The organism is Mojavia sp. (genome assembly GCF_059505145.1).
The window spans coordinates 67,033-93,655 of record NZ_JCACKA010000018.1 but is presented as its reverse complement, the minus strand read 5'-3'; the positions used below and the strand labels follow the sequence as shown (position 1 = coordinate 93,655).

Here is a 26,623-nt window from a genome sequence, read left to right as displayed (position 1 = left end):
TCTTAATTTATCGAATTTGCGAACCTGGCTTACGCTCCACAAATTCTTTGATCTTAAGCAAATTGCCAGCTAATTCTAGTTGTGGAGAATTATAGGTATAAATCAGTTTGAGTTGAGCAATGTAGAAGTCAATCATCAAACAGGCAATCTCCATAGCTTCGCCTTCTATAAATTCACTCGGATTAGTTTCACCTGCTAGCACAGAATTAATTAAGTGCAACCAAAGTGCAAATCGAGCTAGATAGGTTTCAAACTTTGGGTATGCAGTCTGTAACCCAGGATGTGTTTCTTGTTTTGTCCAATCAATTAATTGGTGCTGGTATGCTTGAAAAACTGCTTTTGCACCTTGAGTTAAGAAGTAATCTCTATTTGGTAGATTCCCTAAAATTTTGTAGATTTTTGTTAGGTACTCTGCAAGCTTACCGCCTGAATCATCCTCTTCTGCAAATAAGTTGATATAAGCTGGAGGGCAAGGGACTGTGCTGAAAAGCCATCGAGCAAACTCACCAGTGTGGTCTTCATGGTTTGCCATGAGTTTTTGAAGTGTTAATGGCTGAGTAGAACCTGTGCGAGAAATAGCAGATTTAGGAAGATAAACAGTACCTTCTTCTTTTACTGTATCTTTAGAAAGAGATTTACCATTAAATTCAGATAAGTCAAGCTCTGCATCATCACCCTTCCCGCCACGATACTTATTTCGTCCATTGAAAAATCCTGACCACTCATCACGGTAGTAGAGCAAACCACGAGGATTTTCACTGTGGATTCTCATTCTTGCTTCAGTAGTTGAGTTTTGCACTATATAGCGACGGCGTGGTGGTGGAGGTTCAGGTAATCCTACGCTATCTCCTCTTTTTTTGCTCTTCTCTTGGCGAAGTGCATATTGGTAATTGTCATTTTCTTGCTTAAACTTGCGGAATTCTTCTGTTTCAAGTTCTTCAAGTGGATCTATGGCGAGCCTTTGCGATGGAGTTTTCTTGCTACCACTAGGTGCAAGGTTGCAAGTCCAAATTATACAAGTCTGACAGTAACCAGATTTTGGATCAATAATGATTCGAGATGATGTTCCAATCCTAGAAGCAGCAACTGGAATAAAAGTATTGATCACAGCCTCTATAGATGTGGGCATTGCTTTTGCTACTGTTGTCAACGACTCTGCTAAATTGCCGTTATCTCCCCAGAATAAGTCATAAGGGTTAAGACGTGCTTTTTGACAATCCAATAAACTTGGTAGCGCTTTTTTTACATCACTGCGTTTCTCATTTTCCTCTAGTTCCTTGATTCGGGCATGATATAGCGCCCATACTTTGTGTATGCGTCTGCCAGATTTAATTGCTAAATCCTCAATTGCATCTGTAAGTTCTGATTGTGGCAAGTCCTCTTGAATTAACTTCTCCAATTCTGCTTCAAGCAGAGTTGTGCTAAGAGGATGTCTGACATTTTCAGTCTCGGTAACTACTTGCTTAAGTAATTGTGGAATATTGAGCAATGCTTTGAGATGATTCTCAATCTCTAATTTAATAGCAGGAGGGCATTTAGCATCAAATGTTGCTTTGTCCAATCTACGAATTTTCTGCCAGCAGCTTTCCTCTCCACCTAGGTATTGTGCAGATGGTTGGCAAGATGACGGATCTATAGTTTTAAGAATTCGTTGAATGCGATCGCTATCAATCCCTAATTTCTTACCCGCTAACTCAACAAGATTTTCAGCATCACCACTAATTGATATCTCATTCTCAAAGCACCAATTCTGCCAACCAAAAGCTTCCTTAGCTAGTGTAGTTAGTGCCTCACTACGATCGCCACTGGGATTAGCACCATTTGAGATCTCTTTTGATTTTTCTGTGAGTAACTTTTCTATAGGTAGTCCATGAGGAGCTAAGTGTAATTGAGCTAATGATGGTGGGAGGTTTGTGCTGGCTTGTTTTTTGGTTGAATAAAGACCTATTGATTCTAAATCTTCCACCTCAACTAATTCACCTTTATTTATTGATTGGTATGGATTTCCAGATGGGCCAATTGTTGGACTCAGAACCGTAAACCGACCATTACCTAAGCATTCCCCTACATGCTTACCTCCTGTGGATAATGCAAAGTTGGTAAACTCAGGCTTCTTTCTAACTCGAATACCAATTCGCCAACCCCCTGAATGAGTGCGTTCGATAAATGTCGCCTTTAAAGCTGGGTAACGATTTAGCCATTCTGAGACTAGGCGATCGCATTCTTGCTGTGAATCGAAATTTTTGACATCAAAATCAATCCAAACAGTGTTATTCCAACCGCCGAGAGTGCCTACTCCATTAAGAGGATTGGCGAACCATGTATCTAGCTCAATCTGTGTAGGTAATCTTTTTTGGTACTGAGTGTGAGGTATTAGATGAGGTTTATTGCTTTCATCTAAGTAACTAGGATTTTTGCCCGTAAAAAAGGGCTTAGGTGTTGCTCCGTCTTTTTCATACTCAATATTTCCATTTTTATCACTCTTGGGATACTTAAATGGGTCTTGTTTCGGCGCGACTGGTAGTGCTGGATATCCGTGTTTGGTAAGCCACTCAATAGCTGTGTTGCGATCGCTGATAAAATTATTGTGGATAGAAGTTGTCTCCATTAACATTGCTCACCTCCTGTTTCCACAATCAGATATAAAATTTTCTCTTGGAGCAACCCTAACTTTTTACAGTTGTAATTTTGAGATGCCATTTAGCTGACCTTCCTTCCGCGTTTCAGGGGTTGATTTGAGGGAAGAGAGTGAAGGTAAGCTTCTATTGCTCTTTGGTGAGCTTGAGGATTATCTCGATTAGCGATCCAATCAAGTATTAGCGGAAGATTATACAGCGTGGTTCTAGAATTAATCTTTTGCCAGTGAATGCTCTCCTGCCAAATTCCTTGGAGCCGATATCGCTTAAATGTTTCAGAAGACAATCCTATCTGGTTAGATAGTTGTTTTTTGGTGACAAAATTGTTCATATTAGAGTAATTTGTCATTAACTACTCTAATATGAACAATTTTAGTTTAAGAAAACTGAAAGCGACTTTTCGTGCTAAATCCTTACGTAGCAAGCATTCCAGAAATAAGTTATTTTTGACGTATCTTACTTTGGGTATGAGGAGAAAAGCTCTAATAGCCACCTTAAGATATCAACATATCAAGGCGATTTTTATTAATTGCTTACTATAGTTTAGTCTGTAGTTTCATCCATAAAAGTGACTTGCTTCTTTTTTCTTCTATCTCGCCTTTGTCTTTTTCCGTCTTGAGAATCCTCATCTTCTTTTCTACCTTGCCTTTGTATTTTTCCTTGATTAAAAGCCCGGTATTTTTCACTCTTCATCAACGCCACAAAAGTCTCTCTAGCACGCACCACAGGCATATAAAATTTCTGTCTGAATTGATGATCGCGCTCTGCAAAGCTAATTGCTTGAGTTATAATTTCCCAGGTATAGGGGCTTTCCTCCCGATCAAAAGGATTTTCAGATCCCCGAAGTTTACGGTTTTGCTGTTGCAGACGAGCCAGGTAATTCTTTACTGGCACTTGACCACCAAGACAAGCAAAATTTATAACCATAAGGTTCGTTTCTAGTATTAAGTCACGGAACATTAGTGCAGGATAAAGGGTCAAAGGTTTTAACGAGTGGATCTGTTCAAGCATTGTAAGAACAGCTTTCCATAGTTCAACTTCTGGTTTGATAATGGCTCTCTCGTTTCTTTTGAGCTTCCAATACGGAAATTTAGCATCAATCTTTTGCCGATAAAATTCCCCTACAACTGCCTTATGATATTGCAGTAGCTGTCTTCCTGTAACTGTCTGTATCAAATCTTGGTTTTGCTCCTCAGATGTAATTTCCTCAAAAACTGCCACAAGAATCACTAAGGGATTATTTATCTGAAATGCTGAGGGAGCTATTAAATAGGGGCTAGGCACTAATATGTATGGATTGGGCACAAATAATAGATTTTCGCTCATACGACTCTTAGATTTTTAGTTATGATAATTGACGATTGCTGTCGCAGAAAGGCAAGACTTTCAACGAAATGCTAGATTCAGACAAGAATGTTAGCAAGTAAGGCTCAAAATTCAATTGCTCCCTAATGTAGGACTTACGCCCAAATGACGTGAAAGCATTGATTTAATGTAGGGATAATTCATGAATTGCCCCTACATTTCTTACTAGATAAGTAATAATTAGTCGATTGGCCGTAAGCTCAACATTTTCAAGAAATCTGCATAGTGCTTCTCAATCATTTCAACGCTTGTATCGCACCATCCGGCGATGACTGACTCAGGAATGCCTTTAATAATTTGAAGAGTAATGAAGGTATCCCTACAGCTATAAGGCGTGGTGTCTGGCTTAATTGGGTCAACAATACGATTCCAGGCATTATTGCAAAAATTGTTGTAAGTGATTACTTTACCTTTTGGGCTGGGAAAAACTAAAGCATCTGGATGAGGGTTCTCAGGTTTGATAGATAGTAGTAACTGTCGCAATCTTTCTGAACAGGAGAATCGCCGCTTTTTGTTATTTTTCGACCCTTCCACTCTAATAGGAATACCATTCCCAGATGTTGTCACCAAACCTTCAAAGCGGATAAAACCACAATCTTCTGTTATATGCTTCCATTGGAGTCCGATCGCTTCTGATGGACGGCAGCCTGTTAGAAATAAGAATTCGACAAAGGGAGCATAGTGAGCATAACTGATACCTGTAAAGCCTCTACCGTTCCAGTTTCCCCGATGATTCTTAAAAGCCTGGATAATTTTTTCTCTTTCTTCTTCGGTAAAAGCGTTTGGCTTAGGTTCCAATTGATAACGGTACTTCGGCATTTCGTTAGCCATTCCTACATAAGGGTTAGTACCAATCAATCCATGCTTTACACCCCACTTACAAGCTGCATTGAGTTGAATTAATGCTCGTTTAGTTTGGTGTACCGTGGTAATTGCCTCTAAACCGGCTTTAACCTTCACAGCGTCTAGTAATGGTATATCACCCAAGCGCGTAAACAATTTAGTAAAGCTATTGTGGTACCCCTTAGTTGTTTCCTTCAAACTTGATGACTTGTAAGCAAGATAACCCTCCCAAAGTTCAGTAATTTTCATCCCAATTTGGGGTGTAATTTCAGACTTTAAAAGAGTAAGAGCTAATTCAGGTTTGTACTTTTTCAAAGTTGGATCAAAATTTCCTGAAGCAATATCCAACTCAATCTGAGCCTTTTTCGCTTCTGCTGCTTTGCGGTTTAATTTAGTGTCGGCCAATCCAATCGATAGATTGTGTCTTTTCCCCGCATGACGAAATCGTAGTTGTAACCGACCATGAGAAACAACAATAGAGACGTTTCCCTTAGGCGTCTTACGTTGAGACGGTTTGTCGTACATAGCGTTAATAGTACATATGTTCTTATAAGTTTACACCCAATTTACGCCCAATTTACGCCCAAACTACCCTAACTTACCCCAAATTTTTCTAGTTCACCAGTACTTAAGTACTAATATCTCAGCTATGTAGAAAAACAAAAACCCCCAAAACATAAGTGTTTCGGGGGTTTTCTTCAGTAAGCGGGCGGCGGGAATCGAACCCGCATTAATAGCTTGGAAGGCTATAGTTTTACCACTAAACTACGCCCGCAAATTTCCAACCTTTATACAATAACATACTTGTAGCTGAAATTCAAGAAGTTAGCTATCAAGGTAGCGGCTCTATTCGGATACGTAGTATAAGATTACTAGGCTTGGGATCGTTTGGATCGTTATCATACGCAGGTTCAAATTCCCAGCCATTGAAGACTTGATTGGCTACGAACTCCTCATAGTAGCTTTTTTCCTGTGCGGAGATAGCTTCATCCGCAATATTAATGTGCTCAAGTTTGCCTGTTTCAGAAATAGTTAATACCACTTTAAATTCTACAGGTCGGCCAGAATCCTTTTCGATATACTTGATATATTCAAGACCCTTGCTAAATGGCTGGTTGCTTGGTTTTATTCTGGCAGGATGAGTGTGTCTATCTCTTTCTCCTTGTTGAGGTTCTCCAACTACACTTGCGATGAGGCTTCCTCCTACTGCATTGGAGGATGACGGGGAAGACTCTTGATTATTAGTATTACCTGCAATTTCACCTTGACGTTGCTCACTCAGTTCACGCTGACGTTGTTCACTCAGTTCACGCTGACGTTGTTCACTCAGTTCACGCTGACGTTGCTCACTCAGTTCACGCTGACGTTGTTCTGCAATTTCACGTTGACGTTGCTCAGTCAGTTCGCGTTGACGTTGTTCAGCAATTTCACGTTGACGCTGCTTGGTGAAAGCTATGGCACTTTTATCTTGAGTGGTAGGTGCTGGTTTTGTTGTTAACTTATCTGTTGGAACTACTTGCTTTGGTAAATTGTTTGCTTGTAACTTCTGATTTCTGGATGATGACTTTGGCAATACTTGTTTTGGTGAAGAAGCAACTGGTTTTGCTATTGCTCTTGGTTTAGCTCTTGATTTTGTTTGAGAAGAAAGCTCTATAAATTCAATCGGAATATTGGCTTTGCCTTGTTGCTGCCACAACAGGCTAAAATAATATGAACGTATCAGCCAGAAGACTAGCAAGTGTAGCGCAACTGAACCTACTGCTACAGCAATCCACAAACTAGGTGGATCAGTATGCCGCCTCCATACCTTGTTTGGAATTGAAGTTGTTTCCGCAACCGATTGTGTCATATTAAATTAAAAATTGGATATGATTCGGTGCTTTTACTCACCACTACTGCTTCAAAATCCATTTATTTTTTAGCGATTAGCCATTATCTCTGATGACACAGCAAAGGTCAAAACTGTTTCATCTACTCCTTTAAGTTCTAGGGGACTAACTTTAGTAATTTCTTCATCCTGTAAATAGTCTGCTACAGCAGCAGAAACCAAAATAGTACCGGGAATAGCGGCAGATTGCAACCTGGCGGCAATATTCACACTTGGCCCAATCGCTGTGTAGTCAGCACGTTCGGCGCTACCAAACATTCCCACAACTGCCGTACCTTGGTGAATACCACAACGAAACCTTACGCCAGCATGTCCGCTAGGGTCGAATATACCTTGGTCTTTCCAACGCTGGTTCAACTGGTTAAGTGAGCGGTGCATTGCTCTTGCTGTATTGATGGCACGACGCACCTGTTCATTTGGTGTTAATTCTTCTGGCGCTCCATATAAAGCTAAAATAGCATCTCCCATAAATTTATCCACAGTGCCGCCATTGTCAAACACAGTCTTGGTCATAGCTTCTAAATACTCATTCAGCAACTCTGCCACTCGTCGGGATCTAAGAGTATTTGCTAGCTGGGTAAAGCCAACTATGTCACTAAACAAAACTGTAATCAAGCGCGGTTCCGGTCTTAAATCTAGCGTCAAATCTCCCATTGCGGCTTTTTTTACCAATACAGGTGGCAAAAAGCGCTTTAGTACTGATTCTGTCAGGTAAGTATTTAACTCCACAACCCGTCGTTCATTTTCTTTCAAGGCTAAGAGATTCCTTACTTCCGCCAGAAGTTCCCGGTCATTAAACGGTTTGGCTAGATAAGCATCCGCACCATGTTCTGTGCCTTCAATACGGGTTTCCTCATCAACTTTTGCTGTGAGTAGAATGATTGGTGTTCCTTTCAATTTATCTTCATTGCGGATCATCCGAATCATTTCCAGTCCCGTCACCAAGGGCATCATTAAGTCAGTGACAATCAAGCTGGGTAAAATTTCCTGAGCTAATTTAAAGCCTTCAGCACCGTTACGGGCTGTCTGGACTTGATAGCCATTGCTACGAATTATATCAGATACATAGGTTCGCAAATCTGGGTTGTCATCTACAACCAGAATTAAGTGTCCAGTTTTTACAGGATTACCATTACTTTGTCCTTGAGAGTCCTGAGTGTCAGAACTCGGTGATAAGTCTTTGGTAAGGCTTTCGATGTTATCTATTGTTGGCTCTACTAGTTCCAAATCAGCTAATTCCACACTAGCGCGGCTTGTGTTCAGTTCACAAGGTGTTTCTTGCACTTGCTGTGTGGGTAAGTGAGTATTTCCAGACACAAGCCATAAAGTAAAGGTAGTACCTTCCCCGTAAACTGATTCTACAGTTACTTGACCACCATGCAGTTCTACCAGTTCTTTGACTAAAGCCAAACCCAAACCACTACCTTCATAGGAACGGTTTTCCGAGCCTTCAGCTTGACGGAAGCGCTCAAATAAGTGGGAGATTTGTTCTTTAACAATGCCAATGCCTGTGTCTTGTACTTGCAATATACAACGATCTGCTTCAGATTGCAGCCTGACACTGATTGTGCCACCTTCTGGAGTAAACTTCATGGCATTTGACAGCAGGTTGTAAACCACTTTGTCAAATTTTTCCATATCTAAATATACTTGAGGGCATTCGCCAAACTCAGTTACTAGATGGAGTTCCTTTTTCTCACAGTAGGGGCGAAATGACTCAACTATTTGGCTGACAAACTCGACCAAATCGCAAGGACGGAAACTAGGCTGCATCCTTCCAGCATCTAAGCGTTGTAGATCCAGTAATTGATTTACCAGTCGGAGCAGGCGGCGGGAGTTACGTAAGGCGATCGCACTTTGGGCGTAAGACAATCCCTCACCAATACTTACTGCTGACTCTAAAGGCCCTTGAATTAAGGTAATAGGAGTGCGGAATTCATGGGAGATGTTTTGAAAAAATTCAGTTTTTTGTTTGTCTAATTGCAGCAAGCGTTCAGCTTGATCGCGAGTTGTTTGGTACAAGCGTGATTGCTGTACGGCGATCGCTGCTTGAGCTGCTACAGATTTAGCTAGATCAATCTCAGATGATAACCATCGACGTGATTTGCTACCTTCACGCAAGGTGATACTACCGATGCATTTGCCATCAGCTAGTAACGGAACAACCATGAGCGATCGCGCTGGCATTTTCAAAGGCAAATCAAACCCCTTGATTTCCGCAGGACAATTGCTCATATCAGCAATTACTACTGGTTCCTGCGTGCGTAAGATTTCTTGTAGGATCGGATTTCCTTGGATTGGTGCTTGAGAATCGGGTAGTTGTTGTTTTAATTTGTGATTACTACTACTTAATAATTGACCTTGAGCTAGCTTAATAATATCGTTTGAATTTTTACCGCTATCATACAGCCCTACACAGTGGACAAACTCATCTTCCTCTGTCCATAAAGAAAGAACGCAGCCATCTACTTGTAAGGCTTGCCCTAGTTGCTCGGTAATAGCCGCAAATATTTCTTCAGGATCTAGACTAGAGCGAATTGCCGTAGTAATTGTATTAATTAGAGCTTCTCGTTTAGCAAGAGCACGTACTTGTTCGTAAGTATAAGCTTGAGATAAAGCAAGGGCCGCCTGATCCGCTACCATTAACACCAGTTGCACTTCTTCATCCCTCCAAATGCGAGGTTGGAAGCACTGGTGCAGCGCTAGCACTGCCATCAGTTCTTGTTGACAAATCAGCGGCACAACTAAGCTGGAGCAAATGTTAGCTGCAACAAAAGCTGTGTTACGTTGTCGCAGTTCAGGAGTATCGCCCTGGATACGTTCATCATCTGCCACATTATGAATCACTTGTACTTCGCGGGTTTCCCACACTGTCTCAGCCAAAAGAGGTTGAGAGGCAAAGGAACCGACAGACAAAGCAGAAGAATTATCTGCTTGCTCCTCTGCTGCCTTTTGAGGAGCCTTTTGGTAAATAAATCCTTCATCTACCAACTGCTCATCTTGGAAGGGACGTAAGAGACAGACATCCACCTCCAACATATGACCCACTGTATCGACAATTGCTTGTAAAATTTGCCGATAGTCTAAAGCGCTACGAATTGTATTAGTGACAGTATTTAGCAGTGATTCCTGACGGAGTGTGCGGGTCAGTTCACGGGTACGGGCTTTAAGGACATTGTGAGTATCCAAGGCCTGGCGTACCACTGCTTTGAGTTCTTCTGCTTCCCATGGCTTGGTAACATATTTGAATACCTTACCAGCGTTGATTGCTTCCACTAAGTCTTCGACATCAGTGTAGCCAGTTAAAATAATCCGAATAATATCTGGATATTGAGTCGCTGTCAGGCTCAAAAATTCTGTACCGCTCATTATCGGCATCCGCTGATCAGAGATGATCACTGAGACCTCTCCCTCTTGCGCCAGCAGATCCAATGCCGCAGGGCCAGAGGTTGCCCTCAGCACCTTGTAATCGCGATAGAAGGTGCGGTAAAGCAAGTCAAGGTTGTCTGGCTCATCATCGACAACTAAAATTTTAGGCTTACTGTTTGCTTGGGATTTCATGCACCGCTTTCCTGCTGCAACGGCAGTTGGATAAAGAATAATCTGATCAGGTAAGGATGTTTCTGAGTCAGGTAAGAGCAGAGCATTTTAACCAATAAGGCTGTTTGGCTACATGAGTGCTGAGTGTAAAAGTATTTACTCACAGTAATTCGCCTCAATGGCTTGTAACGATTGCCATTCGCTCTGATGCAAGGCAATTGCTTTCATATTCAGTTTTAGTGTTACAAAGTTGATACTTGCTTGCCAAATCTTCCTTCTCCTCCGGCGAGAATTGTCCAATACTATATACATACAGCACTCAAGGCTGGCTGAAAAAGCCATCTGTAGCTGCATATTAAGTTTTCCCGTTGCAGCAGTTGCACTAACACTTGTAGGTAAATTTTATTTATCGTACTCATGGTAGAGTTAGATATATTACAACAATAAAATTTAAAGCCAAAGTATACTATTAGACAAATGCTTCTTTCCTATTTAGCAATCAGAACTTTCAGTAAAACAAGTGCCAGTGTTTCCCTAGTTGGGGAAAAGTCGTCCAATACCCAGTCAGCCTAAAATCAGTCCTTGTAACTCCAAACAGCTTATGTAGATATTTAAGTTATGCCAGAGCTATAACTTCTACGAATATCTACACTTTCGTTAACAAACCGATAAAGTACATCAGGAGTTCACTATCAACATCAAAAACATTGGGCTTGCCAATAAGTGAGATCAATTAACGAACATTTCAGGTCATCTTTTTTACCAACGCGATCAACGGCTCCTTGTACGGCATTGCTCATCAGATATAGCATAATGTCATAAATTATACAAATTATGAATTGAGCCATAGCGCGTATCTCTCAAGTTCAGAGCTTATAACTCAATGGAATCAATTGATGGCATACTCTTTTGTCCTCCTGATGTTCAACCACCTAGAGTAAGTAACCTGTCAATGCATTATTCAAAAGTGTGAAGAGTATGTTATTACCTTGAAAAATCAATCAGGTCATCTATATCATCTATATAAAGTGGTGTAAAACAATTAACTCAAGCAGCAAGAAGCATTATCTATTCTGTACAAAGGGTAAGTTAGCATCAGATACGGCAACATAGGATGCTTTTGAGAAAATTTTCTTTGAATGAAATCAATACTAAACTAGCCTTGACATCCTGGTTTTTTCACCCATATCACCAAGAGCCGGTCAAAGTTGCCGCTGATTCATCTGAGCGTCAACTCCAAATCCGTCCTGCAACACCTGCCGATCTCAATAGTGTTGCCCAAATCATTGCTGAAAGCTTTCACTCCCAAAATGGTATGTGGGGATGGGCTTTTCCGTTGCTACGTTTGGGTATTTACGAAGACTTGAAGCACCGCATGGCATCATCTGCGCCTCATCACGTTTGTTTAGTTGCTGTTGACACGACTTCGGGTGCGGCTAATGACTTAGTAGGAACTGTAGAACTAGGTGTACGTTTTAGTGATTCCTGGACACAGACTGGCAGAAGTTTTCCGTACCTGTCTAATTTAGCTGTCCGCCCTCAATACCGTAGGCATGGTGTAGCCTCAGGGTTACTTACAAGCTGTGAAAAAGTCTCCCAAGAGTGGGGATTTCAAGACTTATACCTCCATGTTTTAGAAAATAACCATCAGGCACGGCAGCTTTATTTCAAGCTGGGATATCAGATACATAAAGTTGAATCTAATTGGAATACATTTATCGCAAGACACTCACGTCAGATACTGTTGCACAAGTATCTACGGACTAATTCAATTAGCTGAAAATTATTGTAAATATATTAATCTTTACAAAATAACCATCTTAGTGAACAACCTGCCACTAGGAAAATTAGCGTTTATATTATGTGGCGGTATCTTACCCAAGATTACTACAACTTGTGGATAGTCTTGAGTTTGACCAAATAGGTAACCACAACAACTTAGAATTTGTTATTTTCGATTTAAAAATATTAGTATAGGAAAAAATAACATTTTGAAAATGACGCTTATGCTCGACAAACATTAGGCATAACTGACGATATTTAAATATATCTGGGTAATTCCTTGTTTAGCTAATTGCAAAAGTAGGTTGAAATGCAATACAGTTCAGTTAACGGTAAACGTCACCCTTTAGGTGCGGAGTTTACGGCTAAATGAACGTAGCCGCTAGGTCTGAAACTTTAGTAATTTTTGCTATTTCATAATTTGTTACATTAGTATTTTAAAGTTTGAACAAAACAATGACAATGTAAATAGCAAATATAATTGCAATTTGAGCAAGGGCAATTCCTTATAATAACTTTGTATTTAATATATTCATCTTTATAAAAACTTTAAAAAAAAAAGGCTCTCGTGGAAGACAAAACCAGTTAAATCTCATAAAATATGATTACTTAATTCAGGAACAATGTTTATTTATTCCTAATTTAGTTAATTGACCATAAAATTCTTGATAATAAGAAAAATCAAAAATCTCAATTGGTTTAACAGCAAGTCGCAGCTTTGAGTACATAACTACCCAATTATTCGCAAATTTAAAAAACATGGATAGCGAACAGCGCCGACGCTATCAGATTGCTATGGTATCAACCTATTATCCTGACACCAGTTTTCTTGACAATGTTGTCATGCCAGATGGAACTGAGCAATCGCATGGCTCGGATATCCTCACACTTCTGCACACGGGAAAGGTTTTCATTATCAATAGCCGTAGGCGAAATGGTTTAATTCTGTTTAAACGCTACCATGCAGAGTTTGCTGGGCCTGGAGCTGCGGTGGGCGGGGATTACGATTGTGATTGCCAAAAGGCAATACCTATAGGGAATCTGTCTTTATTAACTTCCGAATCTTATGAGGAACGCCAGAAAGCTTACCTAATTAGGCGACAATGGATTCGTTTAATTAAACAAATTACAGAAAACCCAGTACCTCAGCAACGAGTCCAGAAGATTCTTGATCAATTTGAACAATACTTTCCACCAGAAATGGTAGCTCATTTACCAGATGTCGCTTTTGCGCTTTTAGTGGGTGTGCTGCCACAAACAGTGGGCGTAGTTCGTCGTTTGGGCAGCGAGGTTCATGGCAGATTTAATTACTGAGTTAAGTGTTAAGATTCAAAACTTGCCAAAGCAGCTTGTAGCCGATTTAGGGTACGGACATTTTCCTCTGTCGTACCTACAGTAATTCGCAATCCTCCGCTAAGAAGCCGTACAAGAGTGCCGGAGTTTTTAAGTTTCTGATTCAGACTTTTTAAAGTAGCGTCTTGGGGCGAAGATCCATTGGGTTTAAGACGCAGGTAAATAAAGTTAGCTGCACTTTCTGTGACTTCTAAGGCTGGATGTTGCGATAAAGCTTGAATAAGCTTGTCTCGTTCAATGAGTGTTTGAGAAATTGACTCAAGCAAAAGTTTATGGTTTTGCAAAGCAACTAATGCCGCAGCTATTGAGAAACTGGGAAGATTGTAGGGTAAACGGACTTTTTCTAAAATGGCGATCGCTTCTGGATGAGCTATGCAATAGCCAACACGAACAGCCGCCAAACGAAAAGCTTTAGAAAAAGTGCGTAGTACTACCCAGTTGGGTCGTTGGAGTAATTCTCCGACTAGGGTAGTCTGGCTAAATTCAAAGTAAGCTTCATCAATTACTACCAGAATTTGTTCGCTCAGACTTCTCAGCCATGCTAACTCTGCCGCAGTTAAACAATTAGCGGTGGGAGAATTGGGATGCACTACGAAAACAGCTCTAATCGGGGGATTTTGAGTTTGTTCCATAGCAGATTGTGCTGCTTGTAAATCGATTTCAAAATTTATTTCACTTCTACCAACCTCTACTACGGGAATGCCCAAAGTTTGTGCCAAAACTGCATACATTGAAAAAGTCGGATTGGCAACGAGAATTGAGCCTTCTGCTCCTAGACAGGTGGCGATTAATAAAGAGCGGATGAGCTCATCTGAACCATTACCCACAGAAATATTGGCAGCAGTAATACTAGATGGCGAGAGGTTCGCTGACTCATTTACGTATTGGGCGATCGCTTCTTTGAGTGTCTCATGTCCACCATCGGGATAACGATTTGTTTCAGTTACTTGCTGATAAGTCCAAGCCAGCTTTTCTTTTAACTCTGGTGGCAAATCATAGGGGCTTTCATTCGTATCCAGCCGATCAAACTGTGTTGCTACTGCTTCGGCTGTATCGCTGCTGGGATGAGGTTTGTAAGCTGTAAATTGGGCTAAATCTGATCGGATGAAGGGAAGCATAATGTTAGTCGTTAGTCATTAATCATTGGTAATAGACACAGGATAAATGACTAAGGACATTCGTTATATGAGAATTTCATATTTTATAGCTTCAAGGTAACTGACAGAAGAGATGAATTGCTTGCCATATTTCTTCCATGACATTCCCTAATGCGTGATCGCTGTCAAGTTCTATTAAATCTACCCAAGGATGGGAACGCGCAAAGTCACGACTGGCTTCAATCGGAATAACTTCATCTTTGATTCCATGCAAAATTAGGGTAGGGATCGAGCGTTGCAACTGCTGTTCTTGGTATTGAGTTGCATCTGTAACGAAATCGTAACATAAGGGAAGTTCTCGCCCTTCCCCATAGTGGTAAACCATGAGATATTTTTCTTGTTGCCAACGCTGCACTTCTTTATCCCCAAGCTTAGGTAACCAATGGGATAAAAACCCAAAAGCTGGTGCTAGTAAGACTAGACGTTGTACTTGTGGGTGTTTCTGTCCTAAGTGAGCAGCTGTCAAACCGCCTAAACTTGAGCCTATGAGTGTTACTGGTGCAGAATCATCAGGAAATTCTGTAATCACTTGAGTTATTTGACGAGTGATAGTTAGGTGAGAAAAATCACCTGTATTCAGATCAGGAACTTTTATGTCTGTCTGAACTTCGGTAAAGCGATCGCCTATGTACCGTGCTTTGACAGAATTAGGACTAGAAGCAAAGCCGTGCAAGTAGATAAAGTAATTCAAAATTCAATTAAACCAGTATTTTAAGTACAGACGCTGTAGCGTCTGTACAAAATTTACCGCATCGTGACGAATTCTTCCGCGGCTGAGGGATGTATGCCAACAGTGGCATCAAAGTCTTTTTTGGTTGCGCCCATTTTGACAGCGATCGCCACACCTTGAATTATCTCAGCGGCACTGTCTCCTACCATGTGAGCACCCAGAACTTTGTCGGTTTTGGCATCCACTACCAACTTCATCATCGTTCTTTCTTGGGCACCAGTCAAACTATAGTACATGGGACGGAAGCGGGTGCGAAAAATTGTTACTGCATCATCACCAAGTTTGGCACGTGCCTCTGCTTCCGTCCAACCCACTGTAGCGGCTTCTGGGTTGGAAAAAATTGCTGTAGGTACAGTATCATGGCTAAATTCTCGGCGGTTGTTGCCAAATTCACTATCAGCGAAGGCGCGACCTTCACCAATTGCTACAGGTGTTAAATTTAAGCGATCAGTAACATCGCCGACAGCAAAGATATTTGTTTGGCTGGTTTGACTATATTCATTAACAGCGATCGCATTCGTAGTGCTGTATCCCGGCCCCTCAACGGAAGTGGGGACAACATCAACCCCAGCATTTTCTAAACCCAGTCCATCTATATTAGGTATCCGGCCAGTTGCTACTAAAAACACATCGGCAATCACTGGTTCTTCATGCTCCCCGGATAAAGACAATTTCAATCCTTCCTGTACAGGCTCAACTGCTGTTACTACAGTATTTTGTAAAAATTTAATGCCGTGGTTTGTCATTCCTTCTTGAATGCCAGTTTGGATGTCTTCGTCAAAACCTTTCAAAATTAGGTCTTTGCGGATAATCTGCGTCACCTGGGAACCTAAACCGCGCATGATCGAGGCAAATTCCGAGCCTATGTAACCAGCACCAATAATGGCGATATGTTTTGGTTGTTCTTTGAGGTGAAATATTTCATTAGAGGTAATGGCATATTCCATACCTGGTAAATCTGGTTTGACAGGCCGCCCCCCAACAGCAATTAAAATTTTGTCGGCTGTAATTTTGCGTTCATCAACTTCTACAGTGTGGGGATCTACCAAGCTGGCGCGACCGGGAATCAATGTTACTCCCGCTTTTTCTAAAAGGCTGATATGTAATTGCGACAGCCGCCTGACTTCCTTGTCTATAGATGTAATGAAATGTTCCCAGTCTAATTCTGCATTATTAACTTTCCAGCCATAACCTGCGGCATGATCGAAGAGTGCCGGAAAGTGAGAACCGTAAACCATGAGTTTTTTGGGAACGCAACCGCGAATCACACAAGTACCACCAACTAAATCGTTTTCAGCGATCGCCACTTTCGCCCCATAGCTAGCTGCTCGTTTGGAAGCCGCCAAACCTCCAGAACCTGCACCAATTACAAATAGGTCGTAATCATACGTCATAAATTTGTGTGTCTCTTTCGCAACAATTGAGCTTCCGAAAACTTATACAGCAGGTTTGATTTACAGCTATTTTCACTAATTTGAACCACAGTTTTTAATTGTGCCCCTACCAAGTGGTTGAATTAATTCCAAAGTGCTGTAACTACAAAAGATATTTAGCAACCCCGCATAAGTCCTGCTCTTAATTTAATCTAGCGTTAGCAGAGGTTTTGGCGTCAGTTTGGCGTCAAGATGAATGTTACTTGTGCTTTGATGAAAGTCGTTGTGCCAGCTAATGCCACATTAGTAATCAAAAACGGGTTTGAGAAAGCGATCGCTACAGTTTGCTCAGTTACGAATTTTTAAGTAGTTGGTCTTTCTGGTGGCTCTGGTGTGGGTGTGGGTATTGGCTCCGGTGTAGGTATAGGTTTCGGTAGTTCGTTATCCGGTTTTGGTAGCTCCGGTGTAGGTATAGGTTTCGGTAGTTCGTTATCCGGTTTTGGTAGCTCCGGTGTAGGTATAGGTTTCGGTAGTTCGTTATCCGGTTTCGGTAGTTCCGGTGTAGGTATAGGTTTCGGTAGTTCGTTATCCGGTTTTGGTAGCTCTGGTGTAGGTATAGGTTTCGGTAGCTCGTTATCCGGTTTTGGTAGCTCTGGTGTAGGTATAGGTTTCGGTAGCTCGTTATCCGGTTTTGGTAGCTCTGGTGTAGGTATAGGTTTCGGTAGTTCGTTATCCGGTTTTGGTAGCTCTGGTGTAGGTATAGGTTTCGGTAGTTCGTTATCCGGTTTTGGTAGCTCTGGTGTAGGTATAGGTTTCGGTAGTTCGTTATCCGGTTTTGGTAGTGTTATCGTTGCACTGGGCGTTGGTACAGTAATTTGAGGACTTGTGGAAGTTTGGCTAGTATCAGCACCAGTATTATTAGTATTCCTTATAGTCCCGTTATTATTAGCAGTTTCTGGTTGATCATTTAACAGAACTTCTCCTGTGCCCACAAAAGAGTCTTCTAGAAGATTCTCTTTGATGGGGCGCAATGAGGAATCATCTTGATTAATGTTGTTGTCAGGCAAATTTGAGGAACTAGCAGTTAGCTGTAAAAATGATGGATTTTCAATTACTCCCTCGCCTTTGATTGGCGTCTGTGTAGCTACAGATGCAGCAGTTTCAGCTTGAACGCTGGCGATCGCCGGATCAGGTGTGGGTGTAAGATTCTGCTTTGTCAAATCAAGGCCGCGAACAATATCGCTCGTTTCATAAAAATTTCTTAAATCAAAATCATATAAACCTTGAAATCTTCCTTTAATAATAATTATCAGTTGCCCTGCTTCCAGCAGCTGACGTTGAGAAGCTTCTTTGTTGGAAACTTCAATGCCACTATTTGTCAAAGCACCCACAATTGTGGTATCTGTTTTTTGGTCGTAGCGTACAAATAATGCTGAACCGCGAATTGCTGCTGCTGCATTCGGCGTTTGTATCCGTGTTTGTCCCCTACCTGGGGGAATGAGCAGCAGCACAGTTCCGTTGGATAGTCTCAAATTTCGAGTTTTAGGCAAAAACTGAAATACTGCCTGTTCCCCAACCCGTGCCAAAGAACCGTCGTTGAAGCGTAAGTCTGCAAGGGAAGCTCGGCCCGTAGACAACCCATCACCAGGAATCATTGCATCCAATTTGCGTGCCGGACGCTTCTTTTGGCTATTTCTGGGAATCAGCTGCACCAAGTTTCGTAGATCCTGAATCTGAGCTCGCGTTAGAGGAGTAATTGCGCTTGCCTGTTCTGGCAAAGGAAACACGATAACTCCCCATAAACCAATCATCAAAAGTGGGAACAATTTATGAAACATAATTTGGAAACTCGGCAAGTTTAACTACTACCAAACCAGTTATTGTTTATACTTTTTTAAGTGCTTTATCTTTAATATTTCCTCAGTTTAGCTATTCTATTTGATAAAATTGGCACATATATTATCATGTTTTTTCTAAGTTTAATAGATTATCACAATATATAAACAATAAAATTTAATATCTCTAACTTTTTCAGGTAAAGACGTATAAATACCATATATGGTAGTCTGTAATCTTGCTCTTAAAATTAGTGACAAAAATCAGGGATGAGTTAATCGGAAGTTTGGAATTCTTAATTACAACTTCCGAGGCAGCTTTTGGATCTACATTTGCCAAACGCGATCAACGCCATCAAAGATGCAACCCAATAGCTGGAAAAATTTATTGTTCGCAGTTTTGTTAACTACTAGTGGTACAACCTGGTGTTGCATTAGTGTAGATAAAGGATGGGCTGAAAATTCTGATGTAGAGATGTCAATTAAACGGAGATTAGGGAATAATTTAGCATCAAAAAGCACATTTTTAGCCAACGCTCAGATAACTCATCAGTTCTACCAAAAGTATCAAGGAAATCCAAGTAATTATGAATCGCTATTGCGGTCATCAGAGTTAGCAAAGACAGAAAAAAACCAGCAGTGTGCAAAGCTTAATCAGAGGAACTCGCCTGCAAAGCAAATTGACATTCACAGATTTAGCAACTGGGAAAGTTGTTTTGACACATACCCAAGTTCAAATCATCCATTGCAATTATCCTTTTCTGAAACGGTCTTTAAAGCCTCAAGAGCGACTATCTACTGTAAAGACAACTGGTGTAAAAATTCTATTGGCTTGAGGATTTTGTACTCACAGACGCCGCCCGATGATGTTACACAGCCACAACCACCAACTGCCGAACCCAATCCAGCAATCACAGAAAATCCTGACAAGATTCAACAGCAGAATAACCCGCCACAGTTAGAAGTACAGCCTAACAATTTTCCCAAACCTTCACCAGAGGCAATAGAGCGACTACTAGAAAGACCTCAGATAGATTACTCTCAAAGGCTAGAGATGCTGAGGCAGCTGTTGCAAAAAAAAACACAGATACAACCTGAATCTCAAAGCAATCTAGAACTAGGGTTACGGATACGGCAACGAACATTACCACCATCACTAGAACAACCGTCCCCCCCACTCATAGAAGAGCCTGTGGCTCAGTTTAAACCTATAGGCTACTTACAAGCTCGTGTCGCCTACTTTCATACAAGTAACATTTTTTCCTCAGATGTTGACCCAATTGAGGATAGCTTAATGTTTTATGGCCTGACTTTAGCCTCTGCGTATTTGCCATTAGGCCCTAAGACTTATATAAACGGGTCAATTGATGGCAACCTGATTCGTTATGTAGATCAATCAATCTACAATTACAACCAGATAAGATTCAATCTCGGCCTTTACCAGCAGCTATCACGGCGAATGTATGGCGAAATTAGCTGGAGTAATCAACTGTTGTTTTATGCGAACAACGGTGATTTTTTTAAGGCAGGCGATCGCTTCTTGAACGAGAATTCACTACGATTGTCTTTGGGACGGCGAGATCCTTTGAGTTCCAAATTTTTTTTAGATAGTTTCTATGAATTGAGCTTTAATTTTGCCGATCCAAAAAACCGTAATCGAATAATCAATTCTTTGTGGTTATCTTTAAGCTACTATTGGCAAAAATCTCTTCAAGTTGGTCTTAATTACCAGTTAAACTTGACAAACTTTACGCAACGCCAAGACTTACGAGAAGACGAATTTCATCGTTTATTTGGTCATTTAACTTATCGAACATCCAACTACAGCAGTTTTAATTTGCAGAGTGGTTTTAACTTTGGCAGTTCTAATGCAGCAAATATTGATTTTGATGGTTGGTTTTTCAGCGTAAATTACAACTGGGATTTAGGTCAATTTTGAATTGGGTCTTTCTTCATTCCTCCTGGTTATGGATTCTAAAAAATGATAAATATAAAGACATAATTAAACGTAAAATAGGAGAAGTAGCTCAAAAAATTTCTTCGTCTTTGCCTTATACTCTGTGCCCTGTGCCCTCTGGCTTTTAATGAGAAACATGAAGTTTTTTCAGTTTGACCTCATTTAAATAATTAATAACTAATCCAATCGCTCCAACTGCCGGCATAAAGTTTACCTGTATGAATGCCAGCTAGTTCTAAAGAAAGTAAATTTACACAAGCTGTAACACCAGAACCGCAATAAACTAAAATTTCTTCAGCTGTTTCTAGCTTTTCCCACCGACGACGCTGTTCTTCTAGGGAAAGTAGACAACCTGAAGAGTCTGTGGCTTCTTGCCAAGGATAGTTAATTGCGCCGGGAATATGACCGGCAATTTTATCGATTGGTTCTCGTTCACCTCGGTAGCGATCGCTCTCCCTAGAATCCACTAACACTACTTCTGGTAAATCTTTTCGAGCTTTCACAGTTGTAATATCTACTACCCTGTCTGTTTGTAGCTGGGGTTCAAAGGTAGCTATTCGGGGTTGAGGAATAATATCTGTGATGGGATACCCAGCTTTTTGCCATCCGGCAAAGCCTCCATCTAATACTGCCACTCGCTCATGTCCCAGATAACGCAACAACCACCAACAACGAGATGCAAAGGCAAAGCGGGAATCATCATAAGCTACAACCAAAGTTTTTTGGTAATTCACCCCCATTTTTGATAACTTGTCAGCTAATTCAGCAGGATTGGGTAAAGGATGTCTCCCCCCATGCTCTCCTACAGGACTAGAAAGATCTCGATTCAAATCTAGGTAGTAAGAGCCTTCGATATGACTTATTTGGTACTGCTGTTGTCCTAATTGTGGATCGGCGAGCGAAAAGCGACAATCCACAATAACGACTTGTGGATCTTTAAGGTGTTCCAACAACCACTTTGGAGAAACAACAAATGGAGAATCAGCCATAAACATTAATAAAGTAATTTTTAATTATTAAATGGAAAAACCAATGGCTAATGACGAAGACTTAGTACCACAATTAACAGCAGATGGTTCGTTTACCTTCACCTCCAAACAGTTTGGCGAAGCATTTCACAGCCATTATGGAGCGAAGCAGGAGAGTTTTTTGAAGTTTGCAGGCCCTACTCAATTGGCTGCACGTGCCCAAAAACCAATTTTGCGGCTGTTAGATGTTTGTTATGGTCTAGGATACAACACAGCAGCTGCTTTACAGACTATTTGGGCAGTGAATCCTAATTGTCATGTGGAGATTATTGCTTTAGAACTAAATCCATCTGTACCAAAAGCTGCGATCGCTCATCACTTATTTGATAACTGGGACTACAAATATACCGATATTTTGACCCAGCTAGCTTTTGAACATCAAATGCAGCAAGACCGCCTGAAGGCTCAGTTATTAATTGGTGATGCTAGAGGCTTGATTCGGCAAGTACACCAGTCAGGTTTTCGGGCAGATGCAATTTTTCTCGATCCTTTTTCACCACCTCAGTGTCCTCAGTTATGGACTGTTGAGTTCATGAAGCAAATCTCTTTGTGTTTAGATAAACATGGCATCCTAGCGACTTATTCCTGTGCTGCATCTGTACGCACAGCACTTTTAGCAGCTGGATTACAGATAGGTTCTACCCCACCAGTAGGAAGGCGATCGCCTGGTACGGTAGCCTACTCAGGACTCAGTGTTGAAGACTTGGTACTTCCTCCCCTTTCCCAAGCAGAAAAAGAGCATTTATTAACTCGTGCCGCTATTCCTTATCGTGACCCTCAATTGAGTGACCCTGCCCATGTCATAGTGATGCGACGGCAACAAGAGCAACAAGTTTCTGCACTGGAACCTACCTCTCGTTGGCGAAAACGGTGGCTTTCAGGAGATGAAAGCGCTGATTATACAAGCGTTGGTTCGATTGCCGATTCTTAAACCAGAAAAAATTTCTATTTTCTTCTAAATAAAGAATTATTTGGTGTACTACAAATCACTAAACTATAACTATTTTTTAATACTACTTAAAGAAAATATTCAACTTTAATATATTATGTAATAAAAAATTTTTAACAGCCTTGTATCTTTAAAAAGCAATCAAAACTTTAGGCATACCTCCTAATTTGGCATAAATCTTAGTGAATAGAAGACTTTGCCACGCCGCTAATTGAAGAAATCTCAGTAAATAGCCTGATTTAACTTTTGCGCTAATTGAACATACTAGAATAATAAATTAAAATATTGGGCAGCTATATTCAATGTCTTAAAAAATATTAAAAAGATGTTGTATATTATGCAGAGAAACATGCTGAACTTAAATGCATAAAGTTTCTATAAATGCCGAACAGAGTCCAGTTAAGTACTAACTTAATTGCTTAATAACTGAAACTGTTAACTTTTATTTAAAAAACTGGAGCGCCTTTGTGAATAAATGGAACCCCAAGCATATAGGCTCTACCACACCAATTGATAGCGGGTTAGACCCACTAAACAAAGTGAAGATTATAGGTTCAAATGATGCCCTAGAATTACAAAAACTAGAGGGTCATTCATTGGACTTATCTAAAGGAGAGTCTATGTTTGAAGCAACCCCAGCATTATCTTCGTGGATGAAAGATAAAAATATTAATTCTGATGACGACTCATTAAATTCTAGAACGTTACAAGCCAAATGCACAAAAGTGAATCGCTTTGATTCAGATCTGCCGAAAATTTTAGTAGTTGACGACCATGCTGCCAGTCGCATGACTGCTGCGGCGCTCTTGGCAATGGAAGGATACGATGTTATTGAGGCCGATAGTGGTTCCATTGCAGTAGAATTGGTGACACAAAAACAACCGGATCTGATTTTGCTAGATGTGATGATGCCGGGAATGGATGGGTTTGAGGTTTGCCAGATTCTCAAGCAACATGAGCACACTAGGCTAATACCAGTAATTTTTGTTACTGCTTTAAATGACAGGCGATCGCGTATTCGGGGTATTGAAGTTGGGGCGGATGATTTTCTGACCAAACCCTTTGACCGTGTAGAACTAGTAGCGCGTGTTAAGTCTTTAGTACGACAGAAGCGTTTGAATGAAGACTTAGACCATGCAGAACAAGTGCTGTTTTCGGTTGCGAGGGCGATTGAAAGTCGAGATCCGAATACTGGCAATCATTGTGAACGGTTAGTAAAACTGGGACAAGCTTTTGGTGAATACCTTAATCTCTCACGTAACCAGATTCGAGATTTAATGTGGGGGGGTAATCTCCACGATATTGGCAAGGTAGGCATTCCTGATGCAGTGCTACTCAAACAAGGCAAACTCACCCCCGAAGATTGGGAAGTTATGAAACAGCACGTTTTGATTGGGGAAAGAATCTGCCAGCCACTACGCAGTATGCGGGGTGTAATTCCAATTATTCGCCATCATCACGAGCGTTGGGATGGGTCAGGCTATCCTGATGGGCTGAAAGGAGATGATATTCCTTACCTGGCGCAAGTTTTTCAGATGATTGATATTTATGATGCTTTAACAAGCAAACGACCTTACAAAAAGAGTTTTACCTCAGAAGAAGCAATTGCTGTGATGTTGGAAGAAACCAATTTAGGTTGGCGCAATCCCGAACTCATGCAGCAGTTCGCAGAGTTTATTTGCGACCACGAGGATCGACACTTATAAACAATTTACATTTCAGTCTTTAATCATTAGCTGGTATTATTTGAGCCTAAATCTCAAAATACCAAGCGCATAAAGCGCAATTTATTGATAGCTGATAGCTAATTATGGTAGTTGTAGCAATTCTAGCGGCGGGACGCGGCACAAGGATGAAATCACACCTACCCAAGGTTTTACATTCCTTGGGTGGGCGATCGCTAGTAGAAAGAGTACTCGAAAGTGTAGAACCACTTTCACCTTCCAGGCGGTTAGTGATTGTAGGGTATCAGGCTGAGGAAGTGAAAGCAGCCATGGAGTCAATTCCCAGTTTGGAGTTTGTCGAACAGAGTGTGCAGCAGGGTACAGGTCACGCCATCCAGCAATTACTTCCCCACCTAGAAGGTTATACCGGGGATTTGCTGGTATTAAACGGTGATGTACCGTTGTTACGTACTCAAACTCTGCAACATCTGTGGCAAACTCACCAAGCAAATCAAAACGCCGCTACTATCCTGACGGCCCACCTACCCAACCCCAAGGGGTACGGTCGGATTTTTTGTAACAGTGAAAACATTGTGCAGCAAATCGTCGAAGACAAAGATTGCACTGCGGCACAAAGACAAAATCGCCGGATTAACGCTGGAGTTTACTGTTTCCGTTGGCAGAATCTAGCACAGGTATTGCCTCATCTCAAAGCAGATAATGCCCAAAGAGAATATTATCTAACCGATGCCGTTACTCAGGTGGGAAAAGTAATGGCAGTGGATGTGGAAGATTATCAGGAAATTCTCGGCATCAACGATCGCCTACAACTAGCCACGGCATACGAAATTTTGCAAAGGCGAGTCAAGGAAAAATGGATGGTGGCAGGTGTTACCCTCATAGACCCTAATAGCATTACCATTGATGACACTGTAGAATTACAGCCGGACGTCATTATTGAACCCCAAACCCACCTGCGCGGAAATACCGTTATTCAAGCAGGAAGTCGCATCGGGCCTGGAAGTTTAATCGAAAATAGCCAATTAGGTGAAAATGTCACCGTACTCTATTCCGTGGTCAAGAATAGCATTGTGCAAGCGGGATGCCAGATTGGACCTTATACGCATTTACGCGGTCATGTACAAGTAGGTGCTGGTTGCCGTGTAGGTAATTTTGTCGAATTGAAAAATACTCAATTAGGCGATCGCACCAATGTTGCACATTTGTCATATTTGGGTGATACCACTGTCGGCACTAAGGTCAATATCGGTGCAGGTACAATTACCGCCAACTATGACGGCGTGAAAAAACATCGTACCAAGATAGGCGATCGCACTAAAACTGGTGCTAATAGTGTTTTAGTGGCTCCAATAACTTTGGGTGATGATGTCTACGTAGCAGCTGGTTCGACTGTTACAGAAGATGCACCTAATGATTCTTTGGTAATTGCCCGTGCGCGTCAGGTAGTAAAACCAGGTTGGCGCAAAAAGAGCGCTGAGTTTTGAGTTTGTTTTTGAATTGTTAAAACCTACTCAGCACTCATAGCTCAGGACTCAGCACTGACGATACAGCCAATATTTGTAGCAACAGGAAGTTCTAAAGTATCGCCAATTTTGTTGCCATCATGGTAGGCGGCGAGTAGGACTTGGCTAGTTTTACCCCAAGCGATCGCCCCATTTGCATCTAAGGCGATCGCTCCTAAATCCCGCTTGTTATCGTGTGCTTCCGCAAACGAGCGTTGCATAGCTTCCTTGAGGGACATACCGTCAGTCACGCGCACTACAATCCGTGGTGCTAAACACTCATCAATGATATCTTCCCCAATCCCTGTGCAGCTGACAGCTGCATCGTTAGTAGCATAATTACCTGCTGGCATGGCAGAATCACTTACTCTACCAATCCGTTCAAAACCTTTACCGCCTGTAGAAGTGCCTGCGGCAAGTCTACCATAAGTATCCAATACTACTACACCTATCGTACCGCGTCGGGCATTGCTGCTTTCTACAAGTTCGGGTTCTGCTACCACCCCAGCCATCGTGCTTCTAAAATTGTCCTGACGCTCTTGTATCCACTCTTGTAACCGCAAATCAGTTAAAGCGTTGTAACTAGGAATTTGCAACTCCCGCGCTAGTTCGCCTGAGCCGTAATCTGACAGTACCCGGTCTGGGGAGTTTTGTAAAAATTTCGCCAATTGAATCGGATTCTTCACCCGTGAAATATTAATTACGCCACTAAAGCGCCCTGATGTACCATCCATCAACGAAGCACTCATGCGGATTTGACCATCAGATTGCAGAACCGAACCAGTACCAGCATTAAAGCGGGGGTTATCTTCCAACAATTGACAGCCGTGTACCACTGCTTCACAGGCATTTGCTCCTGAAATGAGGAGAGAATAGACTTCCTCTACTACTGCATAGAGTGATCGACGCACTGCCTCCACTCCTCCTTTTCCGTGGAGTGAACTACCAGCCCCCCCATGAATAATTAATTTTGGCTGCACCTGTGAATTCATATATCCTT

At 41.4% G+C, this 26,623-nt stretch carries 19 protein-coding genes and 1 tRNA gene; 6 read left to right on the top strand and 14 right to left on the bottom strand.

The features are described from left to right. Positions 1-7: 7 nt before the first annotated feature. The 8 genes from AC5JL8_RS02030 to AC5JL8_RS01995 form a co-directional block, all read right to left on the bottom strand. Entirely contained in the window at positions 8-2,614 is a 2,607-nt protein-coding gene (locus tag AC5JL8_RS02030; protein WP_495878106.1) for a DUF3987 domain-containing protein, read from the bottom strand. 86 nt (positions 2,615-2,700) lie between these two features. Continuing rightward, the gene (gene xisR / locus AC5JL8_RS02025) at positions 2,701-2,985 is read right to left on the bottom strand and encodes an excisionase family protein (RefSeq protein WP_495878105.1); all 285 of its coding nucleotides are present in this window, start codon (positions 2,983-2,985) and stop codon (positions 2,701-2,703) included. Between the two features lie 194 nt (positions 2,986-3,179). Then, entirely contained in the window at positions 3,180-3,962 is a 783-nt protein-coding gene (locus AC5JL8_RS02020) for a hypothetical protein (protein ID WP_495878104.1), read from the bottom strand. A gap of 219 nt (positions 3,963-4,181) precedes the next feature. Further along, a complete protein-coding gene (locus AC5JL8_RS02015) occupies positions 4,182-5,369 on the bottom strand; it encodes an Arm DNA-binding domain-containing protein (protein WP_495878103.1) in 1,188 nt (395 codons plus the stop codon). A gap of 179 nt (positions 5,370-5,548) precedes the next feature. Beyond that, positions 5,549-5,619, bottom strand: a tRNA-Gly gene (locus tag AC5JL8_RS02010). Positions 5,620-5,676: 57 nt separating this feature from the next. Continuing rightward, entirely contained in the window at positions 5,677-6,693 is a 1,017-nt protein-coding gene (locus AC5JL8_RS02005; protein WP_495878102.1) for a hypothetical protein, read from the bottom strand. A 69-nt stretch (positions 6,694-6,762) separates the two neighbouring features. Continuing rightward, positions 6,763-10,293, bottom strand: coding sequence for a response regulator (locus AC5JL8_RS02000; protein ID WP_495878101.1), 3,531 nt, complete (start codon positions 10,291-10,293; stop codon positions 6,763-6,765). Positions 10,294-10,970: 677 nt separating this feature from the next. Continuing rightward, the gene (locus AC5JL8_RS01995; RefSeq protein ID WP_495878100.1) at positions 10,971-11,120 is read right to left on the bottom strand and encodes a hypothetical protein; all 150 of its coding nucleotides are present in this window, start codon (positions 11,118-11,120) and stop codon (positions 10,971-10,973) included. Between the two features lie 266 nt (positions 11,121-11,386). On the opposite strand from AC5JL8_RS01995, the gene AC5JL8_RS01990 reads away from it, so the two are divergent. Both AC5JL8_RS01990 and AC5JL8_RS01985 read left to right on the top strand, forming a co-directional pair. Continuing rightward, positions 11,387-12,052, top strand: a complete 666-nt coding sequence (locus AC5JL8_RS01990) for a GNAT family N-acetyltransferase (RefSeq protein WP_495878099.1) — start codon at positions 11,387-11,389, stop codon at positions 12,050-12,052. A gap of 761 nt (positions 12,053-12,813) precedes the next feature. Further along, entirely contained in the window at positions 12,814-13,368 is a 555-nt protein-coding gene (locus AC5JL8_RS01985; RefSeq protein ID WP_495878098.1) for a hypothetical protein, read from the top strand. An 8-nt stretch (positions 13,369-13,376) separates the two neighbouring features. Here AC5JL8_RS01985 and AC5JL8_RS01980 read toward each other — a convergent pair whose 3' ends face one another. From AC5JL8_RS01980 to AC5JL8_RS01965, 4 genes are all read right to left on the bottom strand, one after another. Then, positions 13,377-14,525: a histidinol-phosphate transaminase gene (locus AC5JL8_RS01980; RefSeq protein ID WP_495878097.1), complete on the bottom strand. Its 1,149-nt coding sequence runs from the start codon at positions 14,523-14,525 to the stop codon at positions 13,377-13,379. Between the two features lie 91 nt (positions 14,526-14,616). Beyond that, positions 14,617-15,255 carry a YqiA/YcfP family alpha/beta fold hydrolase gene (locus AC5JL8_RS01975; RefSeq protein WP_495878096.1) on the bottom strand — a complete coding sequence of 213 codons (639 nt, stop codon included), beginning with the start codon at positions 15,253-15,255 and terminating at the stop codon, positions 14,617-14,619. 53 nt (positions 15,256-15,308) lie between these two features. Beyond that, positions 15,309-16,688, bottom strand: a complete 1,380-nt coding sequence (gor, locus tag AC5JL8_RS01970) for a glutathione-disulfide reductase (RefSeq protein WP_495878095.1) — start codon at positions 16,686-16,688, stop codon at positions 15,309-15,311. 341 nt (positions 16,689-17,029) lie between these two features. Then, on the bottom strand, positions 17,030-18,505 hold the full coding sequence (locus AC5JL8_RS01965) for a FecR domain-containing protein (protein ID WP_495878094.1): 1,476 nt from the start codon (positions 18,503-18,505) through the stop codon (positions 17,030-17,032). 358 nt (positions 18,506-18,863) lie between these two features. On the opposite strand from AC5JL8_RS01965, the gene AC5JL8_RS01960 reads away from it, so the two are divergent. Next, a complete protein-coding gene (locus AC5JL8_RS01960) occupies positions 18,864-20,441 on the top strand; it encodes a hypothetical protein (RefSeq protein WP_495878093.1) in 1,578 nt (525 codons plus the stop codon). Between the two features lie 188 nt (positions 20,442-20,629). Here the strand turns inward: AC5JL8_RS01960 and AC5JL8_RS01955 are convergent, their stop codons facing one another. Further along, on the bottom strand, positions 20,630-21,448 hold the full coding sequence (locus AC5JL8_RS01955; RefSeq protein WP_495878092.1) for a sulfurtransferase: 819 nt from the start codon (positions 21,446-21,448) through the stop codon (positions 20,630-20,632). Between the two features lie 43 nt (positions 21,449-21,491). On the opposite strand from AC5JL8_RS01955, the gene AC5JL8_RS01950 reads away from it, so the two are divergent. From AC5JL8_RS01950 to glmU, 3 genes are all read left to right on the top strand, one after another. Beyond that, positions 21,492-22,418 (top strand): tRNA (5-methylaminomethyl-2-thiouridine)(34)-methyltransferase MnmD, encoded by a 927-nt coding sequence (locus AC5JL8_RS01950; protein ID WP_495878091.1) that lies wholly within the window; start codon positions 21,492-21,494, stop codon positions 22,416-22,418. A gap of 485 nt (positions 22,419-22,903) precedes the next feature. Continuing rightward, entirely contained in the window at positions 22,904-24,142 is a 1,239-nt protein-coding gene (locus AC5JL8_RS01945) for a response regulator (RefSeq protein WP_495878090.1), read from the top strand. Between the two features lie 104 nt (positions 24,143-24,246). Continuing rightward, positions 24,247-25,605 carry a bifunctional UDP-N-acetylglucosamine diphosphorylase/glucosamine-1-phosphate N-acetyltransferase GlmU gene (gene glmU / locus AC5JL8_RS01940; RefSeq protein ID WP_495878089.1) on the top strand — a complete coding sequence of 453 codons (1,359 nt, stop codon included), beginning with the start codon at positions 24,247-24,249 and terminating at the stop codon, positions 25,603-25,605. A gap of 41 nt (positions 25,606-25,646) precedes the next feature. Here glmU and AC5JL8_RS01935 read toward each other — a convergent pair whose 3' ends face one another. Then, positions 25,647-26,615 (bottom strand): isoaspartyl peptidase/L-asparaginase, encoded by a 969-nt coding sequence (locus AC5JL8_RS01935; protein ID WP_495878088.1) that lies wholly within the window; start codon positions 26,613-26,615, stop codon positions 25,647-25,649. Between the last annotated feature and the right edge of the window lie 8 nt (positions 26,616-26,623).